Origin of the sequence: Agrobacterium sp. ES01 (assembly GCF_050320885.1) — a bacterium.
GTDB lineage: Bacteria > Pseudomonadota > Alphaproteobacteria > Rhizobiales > Rhizobiaceae > Allorhizobium.
This window is the reverse complement of record NZ_JBNQTH010000005.1, coordinates 363011-385764: the sequence shown is the minus strand read 5'-3', so window position 1 is coordinate 385764 and position 22754 is coordinate 363011. Positions and strand designations below refer to the sequence as shown.

Below are 22754 nucleotides of genomic sequence, written 5' to 3'. Positions count from 1 at the left end.
TCATTAGAGCGACAATTAAGTCACCCCACGCGACACCGCCGTCCACGTTTCTCTTTCTTCCATATTCAATTGTCAAATAACCGACACTCATTCAAAAGCGTCAAACCTTCAATGCCCAACCCTCTTTCAAGTACCAGGCAAACCAGCATCTCAGCCAATCTCGAAGATTTTTTACCGAAACAAAAGTCTGCGTCGCCAGAAGCGCCGCCGCCTCTCGTTCGGTGAGGCGGGTTCTAGTCCCACTCTAAACTCAAGTCAACACTGCTTTGGGAAAAACGGCAAAGAAACTTCTAAGTCCATGAATAATATCCTATATTGCGCCCTCTGCGATTCGGCTGGAAACCATCGGTCCCCCGTCGCTGGAACAGCTGTGAAGATGTCGTTAACGCCGGGGCACCTGCCCTCAGAAATTCACATTGTTCTGACCATAAGCGGACGTGGGTATAGGTAGCCGAGCAGTCAAATTGACTCTCTTGCCTTGCTCATGCAGTAAGACAGGGGCGCGCGCGGGCAAGGCGATATGCAGTCGAATGCAATGGCAGTCGCTACACATGCGCGCAAATGGCTTCGACTATGCCGAAGCGATTTGCGCATAGCGATCCCCGGCTGGAACCGGTTTACGAGGCGGAGTCTAAAGAACAGGTGACAACAGACCGCACGATATTGGGGACACTCGGCAATGATATGCCGATCCTGGCAGATGGCCACCGCGCGCCGGACCGCCGGGAAATTTCCCTTCGTTGGCTGTCGGGCACGTTTCTCACCGGCATAACCTCCTGCGTCTTGATGGGCGTGGCTTTGTTTGCCGCTCTTGATGGGCGCCAGCAACTGGCCATCCCAGCGGAAGCCTTTGCCATAACCCGCGATGACACGGCCACGGAAGCGGACGTGACGCGCGGAGCACGCTTGCTTTCTCCTGCAATTGCGGCACGCCCGACCGACAAAGCCATCCTGGAAGTGCCAACCATCATTAAGGATGGCGAGCGCGAAGTGGTGCGCCGCCAGCCATTTTCCCATGTGACTATGGCCCTGGCTGCGGCATATAATGCGCCCGAAGATTATCCGCCCTTCGATCCGCTGTCGATTTTTGCCGCCAATGAAAGCAGTGCCGTGGCCTCCCGCACGGGCACTCTTTATGACTCCGATGTGGAGTCAGAAGTTGCTCTAAAGACAATCCCCTTCCCCGTTCGAGACAATAAATTCCCCTTTGCCGGCAGCATGAGCCTTGATGAAGTCGAGGAAAACGTGCGCTCCAACGGCTCGGTTCTCACCGATGGAAACACCCAGGTTGCAGCACTCTATTATATAGACCCGCGCCGTTTTGACGGCAGCGACAACGCGCTGGATATCTCGGTCGGTCCCAGTGCCCGCATCGTCGAAGAAAATCTGACAGTCTCCATGCCGGAGGCAGAGGATGCCAGTAAACCGGAATATGCTGACGACCTGATACCGATCCGCCGCCCTCAGACGATCTCGGCGGCGCTAAAGAATGCGGGCTATCCCGATACGCAGGCTCAAGAGGCGGAAAAGCTGCTGTCCGAGCAGCTTGCCTCCGCCGATCTCGAGGAGGGCGACCTTCTGCGGATGGGACTGATGCAGACGAAGGATATGGCGCGCATCGTCCGCATGAGCATTTATCGTGGTGGCAAACATATTTTGACCATGGCAACGAATGATCGTGGCCGCATGGTGCAAGGTGAGGAGCCCCAGCGCATAGATGCGGTCGACAGCGCCTTCGACGATACGAAGGCGCCGATAGTATCCAATCGCGAGCTTCCGCGCATCTATGACGGCATCTACCGTGCGGCGCTCTCTTATGGAATGACAACGGATATGACGGCGCTTGTTATCAAGCTGCTCGCCGCCAATGTCGATTTTCAGGCGCAGCTCAAGCCGACAGATTCGCTGGAAGCCTTCTTCTCGGTCGCCGACGAGAGTGGCAAGGCGACTGAGAACTCCGAATTGCTTTATGTTCGCGCCCGCTTCGGCGATACGATCACCACATTCTATCGCTTCCAGAATCCGGACGATGGCAGCGTTGACTACTATGACGAGAATGGCAAAAGCATCCGCCAGTTTCTGCTGCGCAATCCGGTTCCGAACGGCCGCCTGAGCTCCGGCTTTGGCATGCGCCGCCATCCGATTCTGGGATATTCGCGCATGCATAGCGGTACCGATTGGGCAGCCCCAGTCGGCACGCCGATCATCGCCACCGGTAACGGCGTTGTCGAGAAAGCAGGATGGTCATCCGGCTATGGAAACCAGACCATCATTCGTCACGCCAACGGATATGAAACCTCCTATAACCATCAGAGCGGTCGCGCCAAAGGCATTGTTCCCGGTGCGAAGATCACTCAGGGTCAGGTCATCGGCTATGTGGGGTCGACGGGTTCATCTACCGGTGCACATCTGCATTACGAACTCATCGTCAACGGCACCAAGGTGAATGCGATGAAGGTGCGACTGCCCGGCGGAAAATCACTGAATGGTGACGCGTTGGCACAGTTCGAAATCGAGCGCAGCCGCATCGACACCCTGCTTGGGAAGTCGACAGACGTTGCAAGCGCCAAATAGCTGGCTTCTCCGCCAGACGCGGTTGCAGCAAAGTACATCTGTCATACAAAAAACGGCGGCCCTGGAGCCGCCGTTTTGTTGATCAGATGGAACATGCCTCAAGCGGCCTTGTCTTCGCTCGGCTCCGCTGCATTTTCGACATTCCGTTTGACTGAGAATAGCAAACGGTCCGAGCCGGCCGTGACGGTCACTGTCGAACCGTCGGCAATCGTTCCGCCAAGAATTTGCTCAGCCAAAGGATCCTGCAGGTATTTCTGGATCACCCGCTTCAGCGGGCGCGCTCCGTAGACAGGATCATATCCCTTGTCGCCAAGCCATTCCCGGGCATCATCACCCAGCGCAATGACGATCTTGCGCTCAGCCAGCAGAGAAAGCAGCCGCTTCATCTGGATATCGACAATCGCACCCATCTCCGTCCGTTGCAGACGATGGAACAGAATGATCTCGTCCACGCGGTTGAGGAACTCGGGACGGAACGAGGCTTTCACCACATCCATCACCTGTTCTCGCACGCTGTCGGTATCCTGACCCTCAGGCAGATTGGTCAGATATTCTGCCCCAAGATTGGAGGTCATGATGATCATCGTATTCTTGAAATCCACGGTGCGCCCCTGACCATCGGTCAGATGCCCGTCATCAAGAACCTGAAGCAAAACGTTGAACACATCCGGATGTGCCTTTTCGATCTCATCGAACAGGATCACCTGGTAGGGTTTACGCCGCACAGCTTCTGTCAGCGCTCCGCCTTCCTCATATCCGACATAGCCGGGAGGTGCGCCGATCAGCCGGGCAACGGAGTGTTTTTCCATATATTCCGACATATCGATGCGAACCATGGCCGTATCGTCATCGAACAGGAAACGCGCCAAGGACTTGGTGAGCTCGGTTTTACCGACACCGGTTGGGCCGAGGAAGATGAACGAGCCGATTGGCCTGTTGGGATCTTGCAGGCCAGCACGCGAACGACGGACCGCACGCGAAACGGCCTGGACCGCATCGCCTTGCCCCACAACGGATTTTGCCAATTCGTCTTCCATACGCAAAAGCTTGTCGCGCTCGCCTTCCAGCATCTTGTCGACAGGTATGCCCGTCCAGCGCGACACGATATGTGCAATGCCATCGGGCGTAACGACTTCCTGGACCATATTGTCATCGGCCGAACTATCGTTTGCTTCCGCCGCAGCCAGTTCCTTTTCAAGATCCGGGATCACGCCATAGGTAAGCTCACCCGCCCTCTGGAAAAGACCATGACGCTGGGCTGTCGCCAACTCGTTGCGAGCCTCGTCCAGCTTCTTCTTGAGGTCGGCCGCCAGACCGAGTTTCTGCTTTTCGGCCTGCCAGCGTGCAGTCAGAGCATCGGCTTCCTCTTCAAGCGAGGTCAATTCGGTTTCCAGCTTCAACAGCCGGTCTGCCGATGCGGCATCCGTTTCTTTCTTCAGCGCCTCGCGCTCGATTTTAAGCTGGATGATGCGTCGATCGAGTTCGTCCAGCTCTTCAGGCTTGGAATCGACCTGCATGCGCAAGCGAGATGCCGCCTCGTCCATGAGGTCGATAGCCTTGTCCGGCAAAAATCGGTCCGTGATATAGCGGTTGGAAAGCGTCGCAGCCGCAACAAGCGCACTATCGGAAATCCGTACCTTGTGGTGCTGCTCGTATTTTTCCTTCAAGCCGCGCAGGATAGAGATCGTATCTTCAACCGTCGGCTCATTGACCATCACGGGCTGAAAACGACGCGCCAAAGCCGGATCTTTCTCGACATGCTTGCGGTATTCGTCAAGCGTGGTTGCACCAACGCAATGCAATTCGCCGCGCGCCAAAGCAGGCTTCAACAGGTTGGAGGCATCCATGGCACCGTCTGCCTTGCCCGCGCCGACAAGCGTATGCATCTCGTCGATAAACAGGATGACATTACCATTTTCGGACTGAATTTCGTTCAGCACTGCCTTCAGACGCTCTTCGAATTCGCCGCGATATTTGGCGCCGGCAATCAGCGAGCCCATATCGAGCGCCATAAGCTGCTTGTCTTTCAGACTTTCCGGCACATCGCCATCGACAATCCGAAGCGCAAGACCTTCCGCAATCGCGGTTTTGCCGACGCCTGGCTCTCCAATCAGGACCGGATTGTTTTTCGTGCGACGTGACAGAACCTGGATCGTGCGGCGGATTTCATCATCACGTCCAATCACAGGGTCGAGCCTTCCGTCGCGGGCTTCTTCCGTCAAATCACGCGCATACTTCTTCAGAGCGTCAAAACCCTCTTCGGCACTCGCGGAATCGGCAGTGCGCCCCTTGCGAACATCATTGATGACCTGGTTAAGAGCCTGCGCTGTGACGCCTGCCTTTTTCAAAGAAGCGGACGTCGATGCCGAGGTTTCGATCGCCAGCGCAACAAGCAATCGCTCGACAGTCACGAAGCTGTCGCCGGCCTTCTTGGCAGACTCTTCAGCGGTCGAAAAAACCTTGGCGAGAGGCTGTGCCAGATACACCTGTCCATTGCCGCCGGATACCTTCGGCAGTTTGGCGAGCGCGGCATCATTGGCGATACGCGCTTCCTTTGCATCACCGCCGGCCCGCGCGATCAGCGAGGCAGCCATGCCCTGTTCGTCGTCAAGCAAGACCTTCAGCACATGTTCGGGCGTGAACTGCTGGTGCCCTTCGGAAAGGGCATTCGTCTGGGCCGACTGCAGAAAGCCACGAACCCGTTCGGAATATTTTTCGATATTCATATTCATGTCTCCAATATCCGCACTGCCCGTATCGGCACAGAACGGAAGTTAAGGATTGGCCCCCTTTGCTAGGCAGGCCCTTGGTCGGAAGCGTCGATTTCTGAGAACGGCACCCCGCCTTGTGATCAGGATATGGGGTGTGATTTTTGTCCTTTAAAGAGCAAATCAGCCGAAAAACGACAATCGTATCGCTTCGTCTGAGCCCCCCAATATACCGCACTCCAAACTTGGCAAAGGCCAATGCTCTAACCGCCGATCCAAACGGAAAAAAGGCTCCTGCGAAACCGCAGAAGCCCTTTATCGTCGACATGTTTGAATAGGCTATTCCGAATCCGCGAGAACGGGTTGCTCAGAGCCACCTTCCGATTTCGCACCGGTCTCATCGGCTGCGCCACTGGTGCGGCGCGGCTGACGACGAGGTCGCGATGCACTGCGACGACGCGGCTTTTCTGGAACGTCTGCACCATCAGCCTGCACTGGTTGCTGCTCTTCAGCAGGTTGCTCCGAACGTTTGGGCTCGATAACCGGCTGCGGACCGCTGCCAGCGATCTCGGGTTGCGGTGCTGCACGGACCGGCGTTGGCTGATCGTCTGAACTATCGTTATCGTCGCTATCGGACATGTCGCGTTCAGAGTTATCGTTGCGATCATCGCGCTGGGCACGTTCCTGCAACTGCGCCTGCGCGGCCGCAATGATGCGATTATAATGCTCTGCATGCTGAAGGTAATTTTCAGCAATCACGCGGTCACCCGAACTCTGAGCATCGCGCGCCAGGTTCGAGTATTTTTCGGCGATATGCTGAGCGGTACCGCGAATTTTAACGTCAGGACCCGAGCTGTCATAGGTCCGTGTCAACGGGTTGGCGCCCTTGCGGTTGAAGTTACCACCGCCGCCACCGCCGCCGCCGTTATTGTTGCTACCACGTCCCCGACCACGCTTGTTTTGCTGTCCTGGCCTCATCGAATGCTCACCTGAATTCTCTTGATTGATGATATAAGGGCTACGCTTTTGGACCGGCCATACCGGACCAAGTTTTTCGCGTGCCACGGGCAAAGTGCGCCACTGCTTCATTCTGCCGCTGGTAAAAGCCGAATTAACTGATCACGCAACAGGAGCTGTTCGCTTCACAGTCGCTTCATTAATGAAGACCAAGATAGAAGCCGAGCCAGACCCGAACGAATCTATTGTTCATCCCCGCTGCCCGATGCGTGCCCGCAAGCTATTACGCTTCTACCTGAAATCCAAGCCTTTTCTTCAAATTCGGCTACATTCTTGTGCAAGCGCAGCAATTTTATACCGCAGCATCGCGTGCAAAGACAAGCACGCGATCATTCCCACCATAGTCTCGCGCAGCTTCGTGCAGCACATACCCGCAAGACGTAAAGATGAGACAAACACTCTCCCTTTGGTCGTAACCGATCTCAACAGCCACCATACCGCCTTCCAGCAAATACGGCGCAGCGCCAGCCGCGATTGTCCTGTAGGCATCAAGACCGTCAACCCCACCATCCAATGCTAAAATAGGATCAAAACCAATAACTTCCTGGGCAAGGGAGCTGATAACATTGCGGACTATATAAGGCGGGTTTGACACTATGATGTCGAATTGCCCAGAGACCTGCTGATACCAGTCACTCTTGACAGTGTGAACACGTGCGGCAAGCTCATTGCGCTCCGCATTGCGTTGCGCAACGATCAACGCGTCCGAGGAAATATCGCACAACACAGCTTCCGCTTGAGGGCATTCATGCAGCAGCGACAGACCAATGGCGCCGGTGCCTGTTCCCAAATCCAGAATTCTTGCTGAACCCTTTTTCGCGACAATCTGACGCAGGTGATGCAAGATGCGGTCGACCAAGATCTCCGTGTCGGGACGGGGTTCAAGCGTCGCTGGCGATAGCTCAAGGTCTATCCCGAAGAATTCGCGGCGACCAAGGATGCGATGGACAGGCTCACGTTGCACGCGCCGTTGAATGGCTGCCTCGACAAGCATTATTTCACTGTCTTCCAACACCCTGTCAGACCGGGTCAGGAGTTCAGTCGTCGACAGGTTCAGCAAGCCGCCAATCAGTATCCGCGCATCTGTCGCCGCATCAGCGATATCGCCCTGCTCGAAAGCCAGACGCGCTATGGCCATCATCTGCGAAACGGAAACAGTGCCGCTGGTCAATATTGTTCGCCTAGTTGAGCCAACTGGCCCGCCTGATAGTCCGAGATCAGAGCATCGACCAATTCGTCGATTTCCCCTTCCATGACTTTATCCAGCTTGTATAGCGTGAGATTGATCCGGTGATCGGTCACGCGTCCCTGCGGAAAATTATAGGTGCGGATACGCTCGGAACGGTCGCCGGAACCAACCTGGCTTTTACGATCTGCAGACCTCTCACTATCCGCCTTCTGACGCTGGATATCCAGTAGTCGCGAGCGCAGCACCTGCATCGCCTTTGCGCGGTTTTGGTGCTGTGATTTTTCCGAGCTTGTTACGATGAGGCCTGTCGGTAGATGGGTAATACGCACCGCAGAGTCCGTCGTATTGACGTGCTGCCCGCCCGCGCCTGAGGCACGCATCGTATCAATGCGAATATCATCGGGCTTGATTTCAATGTCGATATCCTCGGCTTCAGGCAGCACGGCCACTGTCGCAGCGGATGTGTGGATACGCCCACTCGCCTCGGTTTCCGGCACTCGTTGCACCCGGTGAACCCCGGACTCGAATTTCATCTTCGAAAAAACGCCTCGGCCTGAAACCGTGGCGATGATTTCCTTGAAGCCACCTGCCTCGCCTTCGCTCGCCGAAAGCGTTTCAACCTTCCAGCCATGCGCAGACGCAAAGCGCTCGTACATTCTATAGAGATCGCCGGCAAAAAGGGCTGCCTCCGAGCCGCCGGTACCAGCACGAATTTCCAGGATTGCGCTCTTTTCATCGGCGGCATCCTTCGGCAGCAGCAAGATCTGCAGCTCGTGCTCCAGAGCCTCTATGCGCGCCTCCACTTCAGGCAGCTCGAGTTCTGCCAGATCCCGCATCTCGCGGTCCGTCGCCTTGTCGGCCATCAACGCCTCGAGATCGGCAAGTTCCGCAGTGGCCTTTTCAAACTCGCGAATGGATTTCACCACCGGCTGCAGCTCGGAATATTCAGATGCCAGCTTCACATAGACATCAGCCGCAGGACCGGCAGACATGCGCGCTTCTATCTCTGCGAAACGGCGCTCAAGTTCGCGCATTTTTTCAACGGGAAGCGTTGCCAAGCTCGATCTCCGGATAAGTCTGCGATCAGACGGAAATATTATGTGTTGCAGCGAAATTCTTCAGCGTTTCGCGCATCGACGTCGGTGCTTTCGGATCGTCCAGCGTTGCATCCATCAGCGCTCGTAATTTACCAGCGTTAAGACCGAGAAGCATGGCCTTGATCGGCCCGATAGCCGTCGGTGACATGGAGACAGAGCGGTAGCCGAGACCGATCAAGGCCATGGCACCGAGTGGCTTGCCCGCCATCTCCCCGCACAGGGTAACTGGCGTATTGTTCCGCTGTCCTGCCCTCGCAATATCACGCAGTATTTTCAGAAAGGGTCGACTCAAGACATCGAACCGGTCGGCAACGCGTGCATTTCCACGATCGACCGCCATGGTGAACTGGAACAGATCATTCGATCCCACCGACACAAAATCCACTTCCTGCATCAACTCGTCGAGTTGCCACAGCAAGGCCGGCACTTCGAGCATGGCACCAAACTGCAATTTCTTCGGCAGTTGGTGACCAAATTTGGAGATGTGCTGCACTTCTTTTTGCATGAGTTCCCGAGCAGCCCGGATCTCGTCAACCTGCGTCACCATGGGCAGCATCATCCGAAGCTCACCACCTGAAGCAGCCTTCAGCAACGCTCTCAACTGGATGCGCAAAAGGCCGGGACGATCGAGCGACAGGCGGATAGCCCGCCAGCCAAGGGCCGGGTTTTCCTCATCGTGCCCCCGGAAATAGGAAAGAACCTTGTCCCCACCAATATCAAGTGTGCGGAACGTAACGGGGCGCCCACCCGACTGCCTCAGAACGTTGCGATAAAACGCCTCTTGCTCCTCCCCCTTCGGCATAGTCGAGGCAATCATGAACTGCAACTCGGTACGGAAAAGCCCAATGCCTTCCGCACCGGATTCCTCTAGCTGAGGAAGATCGACCATCAGGCCGGCATTCATGTGCAGATGGATCGCCTCGCCATCCAGCGTTACAGGCTCGACATCGCGCAATGCGCGGAACTGTTCCTGCCGCCGGGCACGCAATTTGACCTTTTCTTCATAGGCTTTCTGAAGATCCGGCACCGGACGGATATGCACCGCGGCATCGTCACCATCGATGATGACGGCATCGCCATTCTCAGCGAGCGCAACCGCACCCGTTGCTTGGCCGACGACAGCGATACCCATGGCCCGGGCGACAATCACGACATGGCTGGTAACGGCTCCGTCTTCCAGCACAAGGCCGCGAATATTCTCGCGCGGATAATCCAGCAACTCTGCCGCACCCATGGCCCGCGCAAAAATAATCGCATCCGTTGGAAACCCGTGCTCTGCGCTATGCGGCGAAAATCCGGTCAACTGGCGCAGAAGGCGGTTCGCCAGATCGTCAAAATCATGCATGCGCTCGCGCAGGTAAGGGTCCGTCAGCCGGATCATCCGCGCCTTGGTGTCGCTCTGAACCTTTTCAACCGCGGCTTCCGCAGTCAGACCGTTGCGGATAGCCTCTTCCATGCGCCGCACCCAGCCCTGATCATGGGCAAACATACGGTAGGTTTCGAGAACTTCACGATGCTCGCCCTCCATCGACACCTCCCGCCTCGAGAGCATGTCGTCGATGGACAAGCGCAGGGAGCCGATCGCTTCAGCGAGGCGCCGAAGTTCGGTGTCGGTATCTTCGTTGAGAAGATTGGTCACCACGATCCGCGGCTCGTGGAGAACCACATATCCAAGACCGATCCCTTCAGAATAGCTGTCGCCTTCGATCGTGACGGGACGCGTCAGATCGAGCTCCAGGCCCGGTCGGGTGATCTTCTTCAGTTCGCCCGTCGCGATCATCTCGGCCATGACCATGGCTGTCGTTTCCAGAGCTTCAAGCTCGTCTTCCCGGTAATTGCGCTGCGCTTTGTTCTGGACGACGAGAACGCCCAAACTGCGACCTGCGCGCAAAATAGGAACGCCGAGGAAGGAATGGTAGATCTCTTCACCCGTCTCCGGCAGATAGCGGAAAGCAGGATGGGCCTGAGCATCGGAAAGGCTTAAAGGCTGCGCAGAGGCGGCAATCGTGCCAACAAGCCCCTGCCCCATTTTCAGTTGGGCAAGGTGGACCGAGTCCTTGTTGAGACCTTCTGTCGCATAAAGCTCGAGAACACCGTCGGACCGCAATACGTAAACGGAACACACTTCCGCCACCATATTGCTCGCGATCTGGCTCACAATGCGGTCCAACCGCTCCTGAGGCTCCAGCGGCTCCGCCATAAGTTCGCGCAGCCGCTTGAGCAGTACGCGTGGACCCGCAGACAGGTCTCTCATCTCGCCCGCTCCCCGAATATCAGAAGCGGGGCGGTTGGGATGGCCACCCCGGCTTCAATCAGTTGGGTGAATAGTCACCCCTCGCCTCAACTCTTATCGAGACCGTAGCAGGAATGCAAAGTCCGGACAGCTAGTTCTGCGTATGGACCGTCGATGAGAATGGAAATCTTGATTTCCGACGTTGTAATCGCCTTGATGTTGATCGCCTTTTCGGCAAGCGCCTTGAAGGCCGAGGCCGCAACGCCCGCATGGCTGCGCATGCCGATGCCGATGACCGACACTTTGGCAAGGCCCGATTCGGTCTGAGCGACATCGTAACCGATCGTATCCTTGTTCTCACCGAGAACCTGCATCGCCTTGTCGACATCGCCCGAAGGCACGGTAAAGGTCATATCGGTCTTGGAACCGTCTTCGGAGATGTTCTGGACAATCATATCCACATTGATATGCGCTTCTGCCAATGGTCCGAAGATCGCAGCAGAGACGCCGGGACGGTCGGAAAGACGCCGTAGCGAGATCTGCGCTTCATCCTTGGCATAGGCGATACCGGTAACTACTTCCTGTTCCACGATTTCTTCCTCATCGCAAATCAATGTTCCGGGCGGGTTTACAAGGTCTCCCATGCCCGGCGCATCGGGATCTTCAAAACTGGAGCGCACAAAGGTGCGAACTTTGTGGACCATGGCAAGCTCGACCGAGCGCACCTGCAGCACCTTGGCGCCGAGCGATGCCATTTCCAGCATCTCCTCAAAGGCAACCTTCTTCAGGCGCCGCGCCTTTGGCACAATACGCGGGTCGGTGGTGTAGACGCCATCCACGTCGGTATAGATGTCGCAGCGGTCAGCCTTGACGGCAGCAGCAATTGCCACGGCAGAAGTATCCGATCCGCCGCGACCGAGTGTCGCGATCCGGTTGTCAGGTCCGATGCCCTGGAACCCTGCGACGACAGCCACCTGTCCCTCACCCATCCGGCGAATGATATCCGCACCATCGATTTCTTGAATACGCGCAGCGCCGTGGGCGTTGTCGGTCTTCACCGCGATCTGCCAGCCCTGCCACGACCGCGCGTTCACACCCATGGACTGAAGCGCGATGGACAGAAGACCGGCAGTCACCTGTTCACCAGAAGCAACAACGGCATCATATTCGCGCGCATCGTAAAAGGGTGACGCTGCACCTGCCACCTTTGGCATGGTCTGCACCCACTCCACGAGCTCATTCGTCTTGCCAGACATGGCGGACACGACAACAGCGACCTCGTGGCCGGCGTCAACTTCGCGCTTAACGTGGCGCGCGACATTGTGGATGCGTTCAAGAGTGGCGACGGAAGTTCCGCCAAATTTCATGACGATGCGAGCCATGGGCCTTACCGATACAGATATTCGGCGCCGAATGGCGCCGCAAGACAACAATCATCCGGCAGGACCGGACCAAGAGGTTGCGGTCTCATAGCCAAATACCGGCACAAGTTCAATGGCCGCGTGATTGCCTGTGCAGAGTTCCTTCAACTGCAACTCGCCGACTGTCTCGAATAAAAAAGGGGACGCCCAAAAAACGTCCCCCGAAGCATTACCGCTGAGGCGGTGTGCAGTCGTCCATACCCGGAGGGCATATAAAGCGCTCACCCCTTCGCTCACCATCTCTCTTCCAGTTTCTGTGATCATCGCGCCGCACTTCTTTGCGGTCGTCACGCGACGGCTCTCTGCGAACGTCGCGCGGATCGGGACGCGCATCATCGCGACGTTCCGGACGGGCGTCTCGGCGGTGATGGCGATTGCCGTTATTATCCCAGTCGTTGCGTTCGCGATAAAAGTCGCGACCACGATAGTTTCGATCCCAGTAAGAGCCCACTGAGAAGGTCACATTGGGGATACCGAGCGGCGAATAATATTGGGGACCGACATGAACACGCTGCTGGCGATAGGAAGCCTGCAGATAGCTTGCCGAAACCCAGCCGCGAATACCGCGATAGTTGACATCGCACCAGTTGGCACTTCGCATGCAGCCACCGATATCGAGACGGGCACCCTCAGGAATTACGGTGACGGCCGGATATTGAGTGCTCGGTCCAGCACGCAGATTAACGTTTGCGGTCGCAAAGCCTTGCGCGGCCTGAGCGATAGCCGGGGCCAGCGCGCTCATCGCAAATGTTGCGGCTATGATGGTCAGCTTATTCATATATGGGACTCCTTGAGCATGTTCCTCGTGAGAACGTCTTATGCGTCCTTTCGTGAACCCCACCTGAACGCGTCTGGATCGCCGCTTGTTCCCATGGCTGTGCCGTTTGCCTTTACGAGAGCAGGGAAGAGGCAATTGACCCGAAGTCCTTCCCGATCACCCGTGCGACATGGAGGTTCATTGTCATTGTGCAGATGACGTCCTAGTTCCTTGACTTTGGCATCATTCCATCCGACTTGGTGGGGACACGAATTTAGGGAGACGCCCAATGACCGAGCAGGCGCGCACCACGATAGACCAGAGCGAAGTCGACCGTTTTTCCGCAATGTCTGCGGAGTGGTGGGATCCGACTGGCAAGTTCAAACCGCTGCATAAGATCAATCCGGTCCGGCTTGAATATATTCGCAACAAAGCGTCGGAGCATTTCACCCGTGATCCTCTCGCACATCAGCCTCTGTCGGGACTGCGCGTATTGGATATTGGCTGCGGTGGAGGCTTGCTATCTGAGCCCGTCGCACGAATGGGCGCTGATGTGCTGGGCGCCGACGCGTCTGAAAAGAATATCGGCATTGCCAAGACGCACTCGACACAGTCCGGCGTTGAAGTGGATTATCGCGCAGTGACAGCCGAGAGCCTAGCCGAAGCGGGCGAAACCTTCGACATCGTACTCAATATGGAAGTCGTCGAGCACGTCTCCGATGTTCCGTTTTTCATTTCGACCTGTGCCTCCATGGTCCGCCCGGGCGGCCTGATGCTGATCTCCACCATCAATCGCACCTTCAAGGCCGCAGCCCTTGCTATCGTCGGCGCGGAATATGTGTTGCGCTGGCTGCCCCGCGGAACACATCAATACGAGAAGCTCGTGCGCCCCGACGAATTGGAAGCCCCATTGCGAGAAAGCGGCATGGAAGTGTCCGAAAAAATCGGCGTATTTTTCAATCCACTGGCCAACCAATGGAATTTGTCGCCTGACACGGATGTGAACTACATGATGTTGACCCATCGTCCGGCCTGAGCGGCAACAAGAGACCAGGGAGACGCAGACGTGACCACTCCAAAAGACATTATTGATTTCTGGCTTCGGCACGGACCAGAAGCGTGGTTTTCGGGCAGTGAAGCGCTGGATCGTGAAATTGCAGATAACTACGCCGACCTGCACATCAAGGCCTCCAAGCGAGAGCTAGCCGATTGGGAGGCATCACCCGAAGGTGCCCTGGCACTTCTCCTGCTGGTCGACCAGTTCCCCCGCAATCTCTATCGCGGTAGCGCCCATTCCTACGCCGTTGATGGTCTGGCCCGAGCCATTGCCCGACGCGCGCTGGCTAACGCTTTTGACAGGAAAGTGGAGCCAGAGCTCCGCCCATTTTTTTACCTGCCCTTTGAACATTCCGAAGATATGGCTGACCAGGAATATTCGCTTCGCCTGTTCGTTGCTCATCGCGAAAAGACGGGCGATGAAGAAGCGCTCAAATGGGCGGTGACCCATTATGATATCATCAAGAAATTCGGTCGTTTTCCGCATCGCAACGCCGCACTCGGGCGCGACACAACGGTCGAAGAACAGGCCTATCTCGACGACGATGGTTTCAGAGGTTAGCGCTCGGTTAGGCAGGCAATCTGCGAACCGCCTCCAGCAGCTCCAGCTGCCCTTCGACATTTGCAGCAGCAAGTATCTTCACCCGTTCTCTGTCAACTTCGTAGGGCCTGCCTTCAGGGTCATAAGCCTGTTTGAAGGTGAAAGCGGATGGCGAAGCGCCGTAATCGGCAAGTTGTTCGAACCGCCTGACCGCGTCACTCCATTCTAGCTTCTCACCAGCGACAATCCAGAACAGCACGAGAGAAGGCCATTTCTGTTTCACATTCCAGTTGCGGGCATTTTTCAACGCTTCCGAATGCACACCGGAATAGGAAAACGCCATCAAGCACTCGATATCCTGCCAAAGGGACAGCGACGAAGGGCCTGCTTCGTAACCGCTACCGTTGAGAAAGCGCGGAAAAACCTGTTCGCCCCAACTCTCCGGGCCGGGCTCGCCGTCATAGCCAGAGCGCCCGACATAACCCACGGCACGGCGGGCCGCTTCAAAATTGAAAGGCTCCCGCTTTACAAACCCCTCAACAGCCGGGTCACCATAAGGCGCAACGTGTATGCCAAAATTATAGATTGCCAGATGAAAGGCGCCCGACATCAGTTTGCATCGTCGGGCAAAGCTGGCAGAGGCGAGATCGCAATCCCTTCATCCAGAAGCGACTTGACCTCGTTGACCGACGCCTGGCCGATAATGCCGCGAGCATCGGCCTCGCCGTAGTGGATTTTGCGAGCCTCTTCAGGAAAGCGCGTTCCGACATCCTCGCTATTGGCCTTGATTGTCGCCACAGCCTCTTTCAGCTGTTGCATGGCCTGCTGCTGCGCCTGATTGACCGCAAGCGCGTGGCTGGCGTCCTTCGTGCGACCCGTCGCAACAGATGGTGCCATCAGTTCCTTTGTAATGTCAGGGGAGCCGCACACGGGACAGGTGAGATAACCCATCTCGCGCTGCTGGTCGAAATCTGCGCTGGATGAGAACCAGCCTTCAAACCCGTGCGCCTGCTCGCAAACGAGCGAATAGCGGATCAAACTGTAATGCCTCCCTTGGCAAGTTCCGGAAGGATGTCGATCGAAAACTCGCGACCATTCTTGAGGTTGGGTATCTTGGCGCGCGCAGCACTCACTTCAGCGAGATCGACATTGGCCAGAACGACAGATTCGCCTACGCCGCCGGCATGCGCCAGAACCTTGCCCCAGGGATCGATCACCATCGAATGGCCGAAGGTCTCGCGTCCGTCCTCATGCAGACCCGCCTGGGCTGCAGCAATCAAAAAGGTGCCGTTCTCGATAGCGCGTGCCCTCAGCAGAACCTCCCAATGGGCCTCACCCGTCTGCTTGGTAAAGGCAGCGGGAACAGTGAGGATCTGCGCACCGGCCATAGCCTGCGCACGAAACAGGTGCGGAAAGCGCACATCGTAACAAATAGCGAATCCCAGACGCGCAAATGGTAAATCGAGCAGTTTGGCCGACGTGCCCGGTCTGTAAACAGAGCTTTCCCGCCAGCTTTCGCCATTGTCGAGATCGACGTCGAACATGTGAATCTTGTCATAGGTCGCAAGCTTGCGCCCGTCAGGGCCAAACAGAAAAGCCCGGTTCGCAATTTTTCCGTCCGCAAGCGCGATTGCCGTGGAACCAATATGCAAATGAACGGACAGTTCCTTTGCAAGCGCTGCCGCCTTTTGGACGATGAGATCGCTTTCCTCGTCGCGCAGGATCTCCATCAAGCCTGCGCGGTTCTTTTGCACTGCACCGGTCATCTCAGGTGTCTGGATATAGCGGGCGCCATGATCCGCCGCTTCGCGCACCAGACGCTCCATGTCATGCGCGTTCTTTTCCGGATCTGTTCCGGAGCACATCTGGATCGCAGCAACTTTCAGTGACATGGGAATACCTCAGTTGGAGAGCATGGGATCGAGCTTTCCAGCCCGCTCAAGCGCAAAGAGATCATCGCAACCGCCGACATGGCTGTCGCCGATGAAGATCTGCGGAAAAGTGGACCGACCATTCGCCTTCTGGATCATCTCCTGGCGCAATTCGGCATTACCCGTGGCGTCATGCTCGTCATAGGCAACGCCCTTCTCCTCCAGAAGAGATTTGGCGCGTGCGCAAAAACCGCAAGCTTGACGCGTGTAGATAGTGACCTGTGCCATATGTGTCTCCGTGAAGCAGCGCTGTGCTGTAAACGCTTAACTTAACCGGTCATATAGGCGTGGCAAGGGCCATTGCAAAGGCCAAAACGGTGATGTCGCCGGCGCCTGCCCGCTTCAAAGCCCGTGTTGCCGCGGTCGCCGTCGCACCCGTCGTGTAGACATCGTCTACCAGGATCAGGCGCCGACCGAAGACCTGATCTTCATGGCCCTTTGCAATCGCGAATGCCCCGCGAACATTGGTCTTCCGTGCCGTCGCGGTCAGCCCGACCTGTCGGTTTGTCCGTTTGGTCCGCACCAGAGCGTGAGCAAGAAATGGTTTCCCGGACAACTGCGCGAGATGTCGCGCAAGTTCGGCTGACTGGTTGAACCGTCGGCTAACCAGCCGACTGCGATGCAAAGGAACAGCGACAATTGCATCGCATACTTCAATCTCTGTCGATGCGGCACGCAGCATCCACCTTGCCATGATCGGTGCAAGATCGGTGCGGTCCTGGTACTTCAACTGATGAACAAGATCACGGGCAATACCATCATGGAGTGCAACGCAGCGTAGCCGGTCGAAGACCGGTGGATTGGCAATTGCCTCGGCTGACAAGATGCCGGCACCCGGATCGTGGGAAAATGGCGAGCCAAGAACGTCGCAAAAGGGTTTCTCGATAAAGGGGATCGACGACCAGCAATTGGCACAAAGTCCGCCGTGCAACGCTATGCTGCGACGACATCCTGCACATGTCGGTGGATAGACAAGATCACGCAGGATTTTTGCCACACGAACCATGTTCGTGCCAAAAATCGGCCCTATCGATCTCGTTGACGGTGTCTGCATGGATTTGACTTTAGGCCGTATCCGGCTCATTGGCCATCTAGGTTTAGTGGAAAGTCATTATGGAAAAACTCTTCGATCTCGATCTCGTCGCCACAAATCGCCTGAATGCGATCCAGGCAAAGGACGCAAGCGCAGGTTTCCTCCTCGAAATCGCAGCCCAGGAACTGGCCGAGCGCCTGCAATTGGTCGAGCGCCATTTCGAAGTCGCAGCTGAACTTCATGGCGGCAACGGCATTACTGCCCGCGAATGCATGGCGACCGGCAAGATCGGCACGATGATCCGCGTGGAAACCGATACCGCCTTTGCATCCCCGGGCGAAAAGGTGACGGAAGCTTCGTTCGAAACAGTGCCGCTGGAGCCGCAGTCTGTCAATTTGATCCTGTCGCCGCTGATCCTGCATCTGATGAACGATATTCCAGGCGTTCTCTTCCAGATGCGATTGGCGCTCAAGCCCGATGGCCTTTTATTGGCGGCAATTCCAGGCGCTGGCACGCTATCCGAACTTCGCGATGTCATGCTGGCTGCTGAGGTCGAACTCTCCGGCGGTGCCAGTCCGCGCGTCATTCCCTTCGCTGACATTCGCGACATGGGTGCGCTGTTGCAGCGCGCGGGCTTTTCTCTCCCCGTCGTCGATGCTCAGACCTACACCGTTCGCTATGATTCGATATTACCGCTGATGCGCGATCTGAAGGCCATGGGCATGGCCAATCCGTTGCTCGGCCGATCGCGCAGACCCGTTGGGAAACGGTTCATGCAGCGCGTAGCGGAACTGTATGCCGAGCGCCATTCTGATCCGGATGGACGCATTCGCGCGACGTTTTCATTCGTCTATGTATCGGGATGGGCGCCGCATGAGAGCCAGCAAAAGCCTCTAAAGCCTGGCTCGGCAAAGATGCGCTTGGCGGACGCTCTGTCTGTGGATAAGCAAACGACCGGGTGAGGATCAACCGACCCGGTGAAACTGATATCAGTTTCCGCTGTTCTCCACGACGGTGTCACTGACTTTCGTGAATGTGTTGTTCACACTTCCAGCAAGCGCAGTAACGCCAGAGATAATCGCCACGGCAATGAGCGAGGCAATTATGGCATATTCAATCGATGTTGCTCCAGAACAAGCCTGCGCAAAATTCTTCAACATACGCATCCAAATCCTTTCGCCGGCAGCGCCGGTTAAACCTGCCCAAAGACGCTCAGCAACGACCGCCGCTGTCGTCGCCCGAGATAATGCATACAGAACCGGGCATTTCCTGAAGGATGCTGCGACGGATCGTGTAGCGCCTGCCCTGGCCCGATTGATCAATCGATCCAGTGGTGATGTTGTCAAAATCGTCAGGCGTAAATGCCAGTTGCCGCTTGTCTGAATTGCCTGACAGCATAGGCGTCACGATCAGCGAAAGCGCGATCACAACCATCCCGAAAAGAAGGGCAATATTCAAAACACCAGTCTTGTGGGATTTTGCCGTGCGCCGTTCGCGTGTCCGAACAGCATCCCAGAAATCCTCATCCACCATACAAGCCTCACAGGCACAAACGCATTAATCAGGCTAAACCCTGCCTGATTCTGGTAAACGGCTTGTTAAGAAATGGGCAGAAAATCCGTAAGCGCTACAAAAGGTCCTGTAGGAAGGGGATCAGGGGCTCATCAGCAGGAGGCATTGGATAATCGCGCAACGCCTGAGACCGCACCCACTTCAATGCCTGTCCTTCCCGTCCCTGAGGAATACCCTCATAGCGGCGGCAGATATAAAGCGGCATCAGCAAGTGAAAGGTCTCGTAGGTATGACTGGCAAACGTCAGTGGGGCCAGACACGGAATTTTTGTGATGATCCCGAGTTCTTCCTCAAGCTCTCGTATAAGGGTCTCCTCTGGCGATTCGCCCGGCTCAACCTTACCGCCTGGAAACTCCCAAAGGCCCGCGAGCGATTTGCCCTCGGGACGCTGGGCCAGAAGTATACGCCCATCCGCATCGATCAAGGCGCAGGCCGCCACGAGTAAAATCTTCTTGTCCGCTCCGCTCATGCAACACTCGCATCACGCCAGTAATGATAGCGATAGGCTTCAACAAAACGCAATTTCTTGTAGAGAGCCTCGGCTGCGGTGTTATTTTCCTCAACTTGAAGCCAGGCCATGCGCGCGCCACGCACTCTCGCCCAACGCAAGGCCGCGGATAAAATTTCGGTGCCGATCCCCTCGCCGCGGCGAGCCGCAGAAACCATGAGAGCCATGATGCCTGCAAGGTCATTGTCTTGAACACAAAGTGCTGCAGCAAGAGGACCCTCTTGCGGGCGTTCGATCGTGAACAGACCGAGCGGCGGCTTGATGGCACTCAACACTTCGGCCAATCCCGGCTTGAACGACGAGCCCTCACCCGAAAGGGTGAGGCTCGCATCGACAAAACGGCCAATATCGTGGTTTGGCAGGTGATCCATGGTCTCGGGAAGGTCAAGTGCCGCAAGATCGCAGGTCTTGACGATCACCGTTTCGAACCGCTCCCATCCGCTCGACCGCATTTCACCGATCATTGCTGGCGGCGTGAGTGGCGTCTCGCGAACAACCAATGGCCTGCCATAGGACACGAACTTTCGCGACGCCTTCTCGAGACGGATCGCGATATCCCGGCCATCGGACGGATCGAGAGCAACAATGCAATTCAGACGTTTTGACGAATGCCCCCCTGTCAGCCGTACCTGCCAACTTCCGTCATATTGCACGGATGCCGCCGGCCACGCCCGAAAGCCGACCGCCTCAAGCCGTCGTACCAAAGGCAGGCTCACATTATTCCCATTGCTTTCATTCATGATCATCAGCTTCGATAGTCACCATTGATGGCGACATATTCCTTGGTCAAGTCGCAGGTCCAGACAATGGCCCGACCGTCACCAAGGCCGAGATCGACCTTGAGCGGAATGTCTTCCTGTTTCATCACAGCCGAAGCTGCAGCTTCCGAATAATCCGGATCGCGTTCTCCATCGACGGCTACACGAACATCTCCAAACCAGATTGCCAGCTTGTCGCGATCAGCCAATTCGCCGGCCTTGCCGACTGCCATCACCACACGGCCCCAATTAGCATCTTCACCAGCGACAGCTGTCTTCACCAGAGGTGAATTTGCAATCGAAAGCGCGATCGTCTTGGCAGCGAGATCGCTCTCAGCACCGGTGACGGTGATTTCCAACATCTTTCGTGCACCTTCACCATCTCTGACCACCTGAAGGGCCAGATCCTTGAGCAGGAGACCAAGAGCCGTCTTGAAGGATGAAAGCGCGGGATCGTCGGCCGTCTCGACAAGCGCTTGGCCATCGTCGGAGGCAGCCCCGGTCGCAAACAGCATCAACGTGTCGGAGGTCGACGTATCGCTATCAACAGTTATCGCATTGAAGGTCGAACCAACTGCTTCCGACAGAAGCACCTGCAGCGCCTCTGCCGCGATATTGGCATCCGTCACCACGAAGGAAAGCATGGTTGCCATATCGGGCGCGATCATTCCGGCGCCCTTGGCAATACCGTTGATGGTGACCGGAACTCCACCGATGGACGCACTCTGAGTCGACACTTTCGGGTACGTATCCGTTGTCATGATCGCCTTGGCAGCTTCGAGCCAGAAGTCGCCCTTTGCACCACTGGCCATGTCGCCCAGAACACCTGCAAATTTTGTGGCATCGAGCGGTTCGCCAATCACACCGGTAGAAGCGAGGAATATCTCGCTCTCCGCACATTGGAGCGCTTGCGCTGCAGACTTCGCGGTAAGCTCGGTCGATTGCTTGCCTTTTTTGCCGGTAAAGGCATTGGCATTGCCCGAATTGACCACAAGCCCACGGGCAACGCCCCCGTCGAGATTGGCGCGACAAAAATCAACCGGTGCGGAAGGGCATTTGGATTTTGTAAAAACACCGGCAACCGCGGCTGGGCGATCAAATGCCATCAGCAACACGTCTGTGCGGTTCTTGTATTTGATCCCGGCCGCGGCGGTCGACATGGCAACGCCACGGATCGCAGGCATATCGGGATAGGTTTTAGGAGCGAGTGGGGAAATGGATTCGGACATTTATTTTGCCTGATTTGAAAGGACCCGCAAAAGCGGGTCCGGTAATCATAGAGTCTGTTAAGGCTGCTTGCTGACGTCTTCATAGCCCTTGCGAAGATCGTCATCCATGATTTCAACCTTGGCATCGGCCTTGGACTTGGCGATCACTTCGAGATACTTGTCACGCATGACCAGCTGACGTATCTGCTGCTCGACATCCTTGTAGGCTGGCGGAGCCGCGACGCGTTTGTCTTCGACCTTGATGATGTGAAAACCAAACTGCGTTTTTACAGGCACTTTGGAATAGGTGCCAGGCTCCATGGCAAAGGCAGCTTCCTCAAATTCCGGAACCATACGGCCCTTGCCGAAATAGCCGAGATCGCCACCTTCCGACTTGTTCGGATCGGTAGAATGCTCCTTGGCGAGTTCAACGAAGTCCTTGCCCTCGTCGAGTTCCTTGATGATTGCCTTGGCTTCATCCTCGGTCTTTACCAAAATGTGGCGCGCATGAACCTCTTCCTGCTGTGGCAGGGCCGCGACTTCCTTGTCGTAGCGCGCTTTAACTTCGTCATCGGTCACGGCATCAACGACATGCTTTTTGAAGTAGGCGTTATGCAACTCGCGATCGGCGATGTACTGCATGCGCTTCTTGAATGCCTCATCTTGATCAAGGCCTTCGGCGGTCGCATTGCCGGCAAGCAGCTTCACATCAATGACGCCGGACAGAGCCGCGACCTTTTTCTGCTCCTCTGGAAGCTGCTGAAGTTGCGGATCCAGATTGGCGATGGCGAGATCGAGTTCCGACTGGTGGATATCGAGGTCACCGACCTTCGCCACCACGGCATCCTCGGCAAGCGCTGCGAACGGCGCTGCAGTAAGGCCGAGGCAAAGGACCAGGGCGAGTTTAGAATTGCGCAACATGAAAAGACCTTTCGGATGGAAGCTGATTTCCGAACCGCTCATTCGGACTGAAAATTGTCAAAACCACGACAAAGGCGCGTCAGCGCAGCCACCTGTCCCGTTGACATCATTCGACCCCCCTCTTATCTGTCACGCAACCTCGCGTCCAGAGAAGTTTCAGGACGCGCAAGCCCTAAAAGGCAGGCGCCAACAGCCGTTGACGTTGTCTGGATGCACAACTTGATGTGAGA

The 22754-nt window shown here is 56.3% G+C and carries 22 protein-coding genes; 4 read left to right on the top strand and 18 right to left on the bottom strand.

Annotated features, from left to right (window positions below):
• Positions 1-642: 642 nt before the first annotated feature.
• Positions 643-2574: a M23 family metallopeptidase gene (locus ACQQ2Q_RS17070; RefSeq protein WP_428188330.1), complete on the top strand. Its 1932-nt coding sequence runs from the start codon at positions 643-645 to the stop codon at positions 2572-2574.
• Positions 2575-2672: 98 nt separating this feature from the next.
• On the opposite strand, the gene clpB is transcribed toward ACQQ2Q_RS17070, so the two are convergent.
• The 7 genes from clpB to ACQQ2Q_RS17035 all read right to left on the bottom strand — a co-directional run bounded on the left by clpB (position 2673) and on the right by ACQQ2Q_RS17035 (position 13017).
• Positions 2673-5300: an ATP-dependent chaperone ClpB gene (gene clpB, locus ACQQ2Q_RS17065; RefSeq protein WP_428188299.1), complete on the bottom strand. Its 2628-nt coding sequence runs from the start codon at positions 5298-5300 to the stop codon at positions 2673-2675.
• A gap of 321 nt (positions 5301-5621) precedes the next feature.
• Complete coding sequence (locus tag ACQQ2Q_RS17060) at positions 5622-6260, bottom strand: DUF4167 domain-containing protein (protein ID WP_428188298.1); 639 nt, start codon at positions 6258-6260, stop codon at positions 5622-5624.
• Between the two features lie 331 nt (positions 6261-6591).
• The gene (prmC, locus tag ACQQ2Q_RS17055) at positions 6592-7473 is read right to left on the bottom strand and encodes a peptide chain release factor N(5)-glutamine methyltransferase (protein WP_428188329.1); all 882 of its coding nucleotides are present in this window, start codon (positions 7471-7473) and stop codon (positions 6592-6594) included.
• Complete coding sequence (gene prfA / locus ACQQ2Q_RS17050) at positions 7467-8546, bottom strand: peptide chain release factor 1 (RefSeq protein WP_428188297.1); 1080 nt, start codon at positions 8544-8546, stop codon at positions 7467-7469. Before prfA ends, prmC begins: the two co-directional genes overlap by 7 nt.
• 25 nt (positions 8547-8571) lie before the next feature.
• On the bottom strand, positions 8572-10839 hold the full coding sequence (gene ptsP / locus ACQQ2Q_RS17045; RefSeq protein WP_428188296.1) for a phosphoenolpyruvate--protein phosphotransferase: 2268 nt from the start codon (positions 10837-10839) through the stop codon (positions 8572-8574).
• An 86-nt stretch (positions 10840-10925) separates the two neighbouring features.
• Entirely contained in the window at positions 10926-12200 is a 1275-nt protein-coding gene (locus ACQQ2Q_RS17040; protein WP_428188295.1) for an aspartate kinase, read from the bottom strand.
• A gap of 208 nt (positions 12201-12408) precedes the next feature.
• Positions 12409-13017: an SH3 domain-containing protein gene (locus ACQQ2Q_RS17035; RefSeq protein ID WP_428188294.1), complete on the bottom strand. Its 609-nt coding sequence runs from the start codon at positions 13015-13017 to the stop codon at positions 12409-12411.
• Positions 13018-13285: 268 nt separating this feature from the next.
• On the opposite strand from ACQQ2Q_RS17035, the gene ubiG reads away from it, so the two are divergent.
• The gene (gene ubiG, locus ACQQ2Q_RS17030; RefSeq protein WP_428188293.1) at positions 13286-14032 is read left to right on the top strand and encodes a bifunctional 2-polyprenyl-6-hydroxyphenol methylase/3-demethylubiquinol 3-O-methyltransferase UbiG; all 747 of its coding nucleotides are present in this window, start codon (positions 13286-13288) and stop codon (positions 14030-14032) included.
• 30 nt (positions 14033-14062) lie between these two features.
• On the top strand, positions 14063-14614 hold the full coding sequence (locus ACQQ2Q_RS17025; RefSeq protein WP_428188292.1) for a DUF924 family protein: 552 nt from the start codon (positions 14063-14065) through the stop codon (positions 14612-14614).
• A gap of 7 nt (positions 14615-14621) precedes the next feature.
• Here the strand turns inward: ACQQ2Q_RS17025 and ACQQ2Q_RS17020 are convergent, their stop codons facing one another.
• Genes ACQQ2Q_RS17020 through ACQQ2Q_RS17000 form a run of 5 tightly spaced genes read right to left on the bottom strand, consistent with a single transcriptional unit; the run spans position 14622 to position 17554 of the window.
• The gene (locus ACQQ2Q_RS17020) at positions 14622-15203 is read right to left on the bottom strand and encodes a DUF3291 domain-containing protein (protein WP_428188291.1); all 582 of its coding nucleotides are present in this window, start codon (positions 15201-15203) and stop codon (positions 14622-14624) included.
• Positions 15203-15631 (bottom strand): DUF1178 family protein, encoded by a 429-nt coding sequence (locus ACQQ2Q_RS17015; RefSeq protein ID WP_428188290.1) that lies wholly within the window; start codon positions 15629-15631, stop codon positions 15203-15205. The genes ACQQ2Q_RS17020 and ACQQ2Q_RS17015 overlap by 1 nt, the downstream gene beginning before the upstream one ends.
• On the bottom strand, positions 15628-16485 hold the full coding sequence (locus ACQQ2Q_RS17010; RefSeq protein WP_428188289.1) for a carbon-nitrogen hydrolase family protein: 858 nt from the start codon (positions 16483-16485) through the stop codon (positions 15628-15630). The genes ACQQ2Q_RS17015 and ACQQ2Q_RS17010 overlap by 4 nt, the downstream gene beginning before the upstream one ends.
• Positions 16486-16494: 9 nt before the next feature.
• Positions 16495-16752 (bottom strand): glutaredoxin 3, encoded by a 258-nt coding sequence (grxC, locus tag ACQQ2Q_RS17005; protein WP_428188288.1) that lies wholly within the window; start codon positions 16750-16752, stop codon positions 16495-16497.
• A gap of 49 nt (positions 16753-16801) precedes the next feature.
• Positions 16802-17554, bottom strand: coding sequence for a ComF family protein (locus ACQQ2Q_RS17000; RefSeq protein ID WP_428188328.1), 753 nt, complete (start codon positions 17552-17554; stop codon positions 16802-16804).
• An 83-nt stretch (positions 17555-17637) separates the two neighbouring features.
• Between ACQQ2Q_RS17000 and ACQQ2Q_RS16995 the strand changes: the two genes are divergently transcribed.
• A complete protein-coding gene (locus ACQQ2Q_RS16995; RefSeq protein ID WP_428188287.1) occupies positions 17638-18519 on the top strand; it encodes a methyltransferase domain-containing protein in 882 nt (293 codons plus the stop codon).
• A 27-nt stretch (positions 18520-18546) separates the two neighbouring features.
• On the opposite strand, the gene ACQQ2Q_RS16990 is transcribed toward ACQQ2Q_RS16995, so the two are convergent.
• The 6 genes from ACQQ2Q_RS16990 to ACQQ2Q_RS16965 form a co-directional block, all read right to left on the bottom strand.
• Positions 18547-18717, bottom strand: a complete 171-nt coding sequence (locus tag ACQQ2Q_RS16990; protein ID WP_428188286.1) for a Flp family type IVb pilin — start codon at positions 18715-18717, stop codon at positions 18547-18549.
• A gap of 52 nt (positions 18718-18769) precedes the next feature.
• Positions 18770-19090, bottom strand: coding sequence for a hypothetical protein (locus ACQQ2Q_RS16985; protein WP_428188285.1), 321 nt, complete (start codon positions 19088-19090; stop codon positions 18770-18772).
• A 94-nt stretch (positions 19091-19184) separates the two neighbouring features.
• Positions 19185-19598 (bottom strand): 8-oxo-dGTP diphosphatase MutT, encoded by a 414-nt coding sequence (gene mutT, locus ACQQ2Q_RS16980; protein ID WP_428188284.1) that lies wholly within the window; start codon positions 19596-19598, stop codon positions 19185-19187.
• A complete protein-coding gene (locus ACQQ2Q_RS16975; protein ID WP_428188283.1) occupies positions 19595-20377 on the bottom strand; it encodes a GNAT family N-acetyltransferase in 783 nt (260 codons plus the stop codon). Before ACQQ2Q_RS16975 ends, mutT begins: the two co-directional genes overlap by 4 nt.
• 5 nt (positions 20378-20382) lie before the next feature.
• Positions 20383-21624, bottom strand: a complete 1242-nt coding sequence (gene argJ, locus ACQQ2Q_RS16970; protein ID WP_428188282.1) for a bifunctional glutamate N-acetyltransferase/amino-acid acetyltransferase ArgJ — start codon at positions 21622-21624, stop codon at positions 20383-20385.
• A gap of 57 nt (positions 21625-21681) precedes the next feature.
• A complete protein-coding gene (locus ACQQ2Q_RS16965) occupies positions 21682-22524 on the bottom strand; it encodes a peptidylprolyl isomerase (RefSeq protein WP_428188281.1) in 843 nt (280 codons plus the stop codon).
• Positions 22525-22754: the final 230 nt, after the last annotated feature.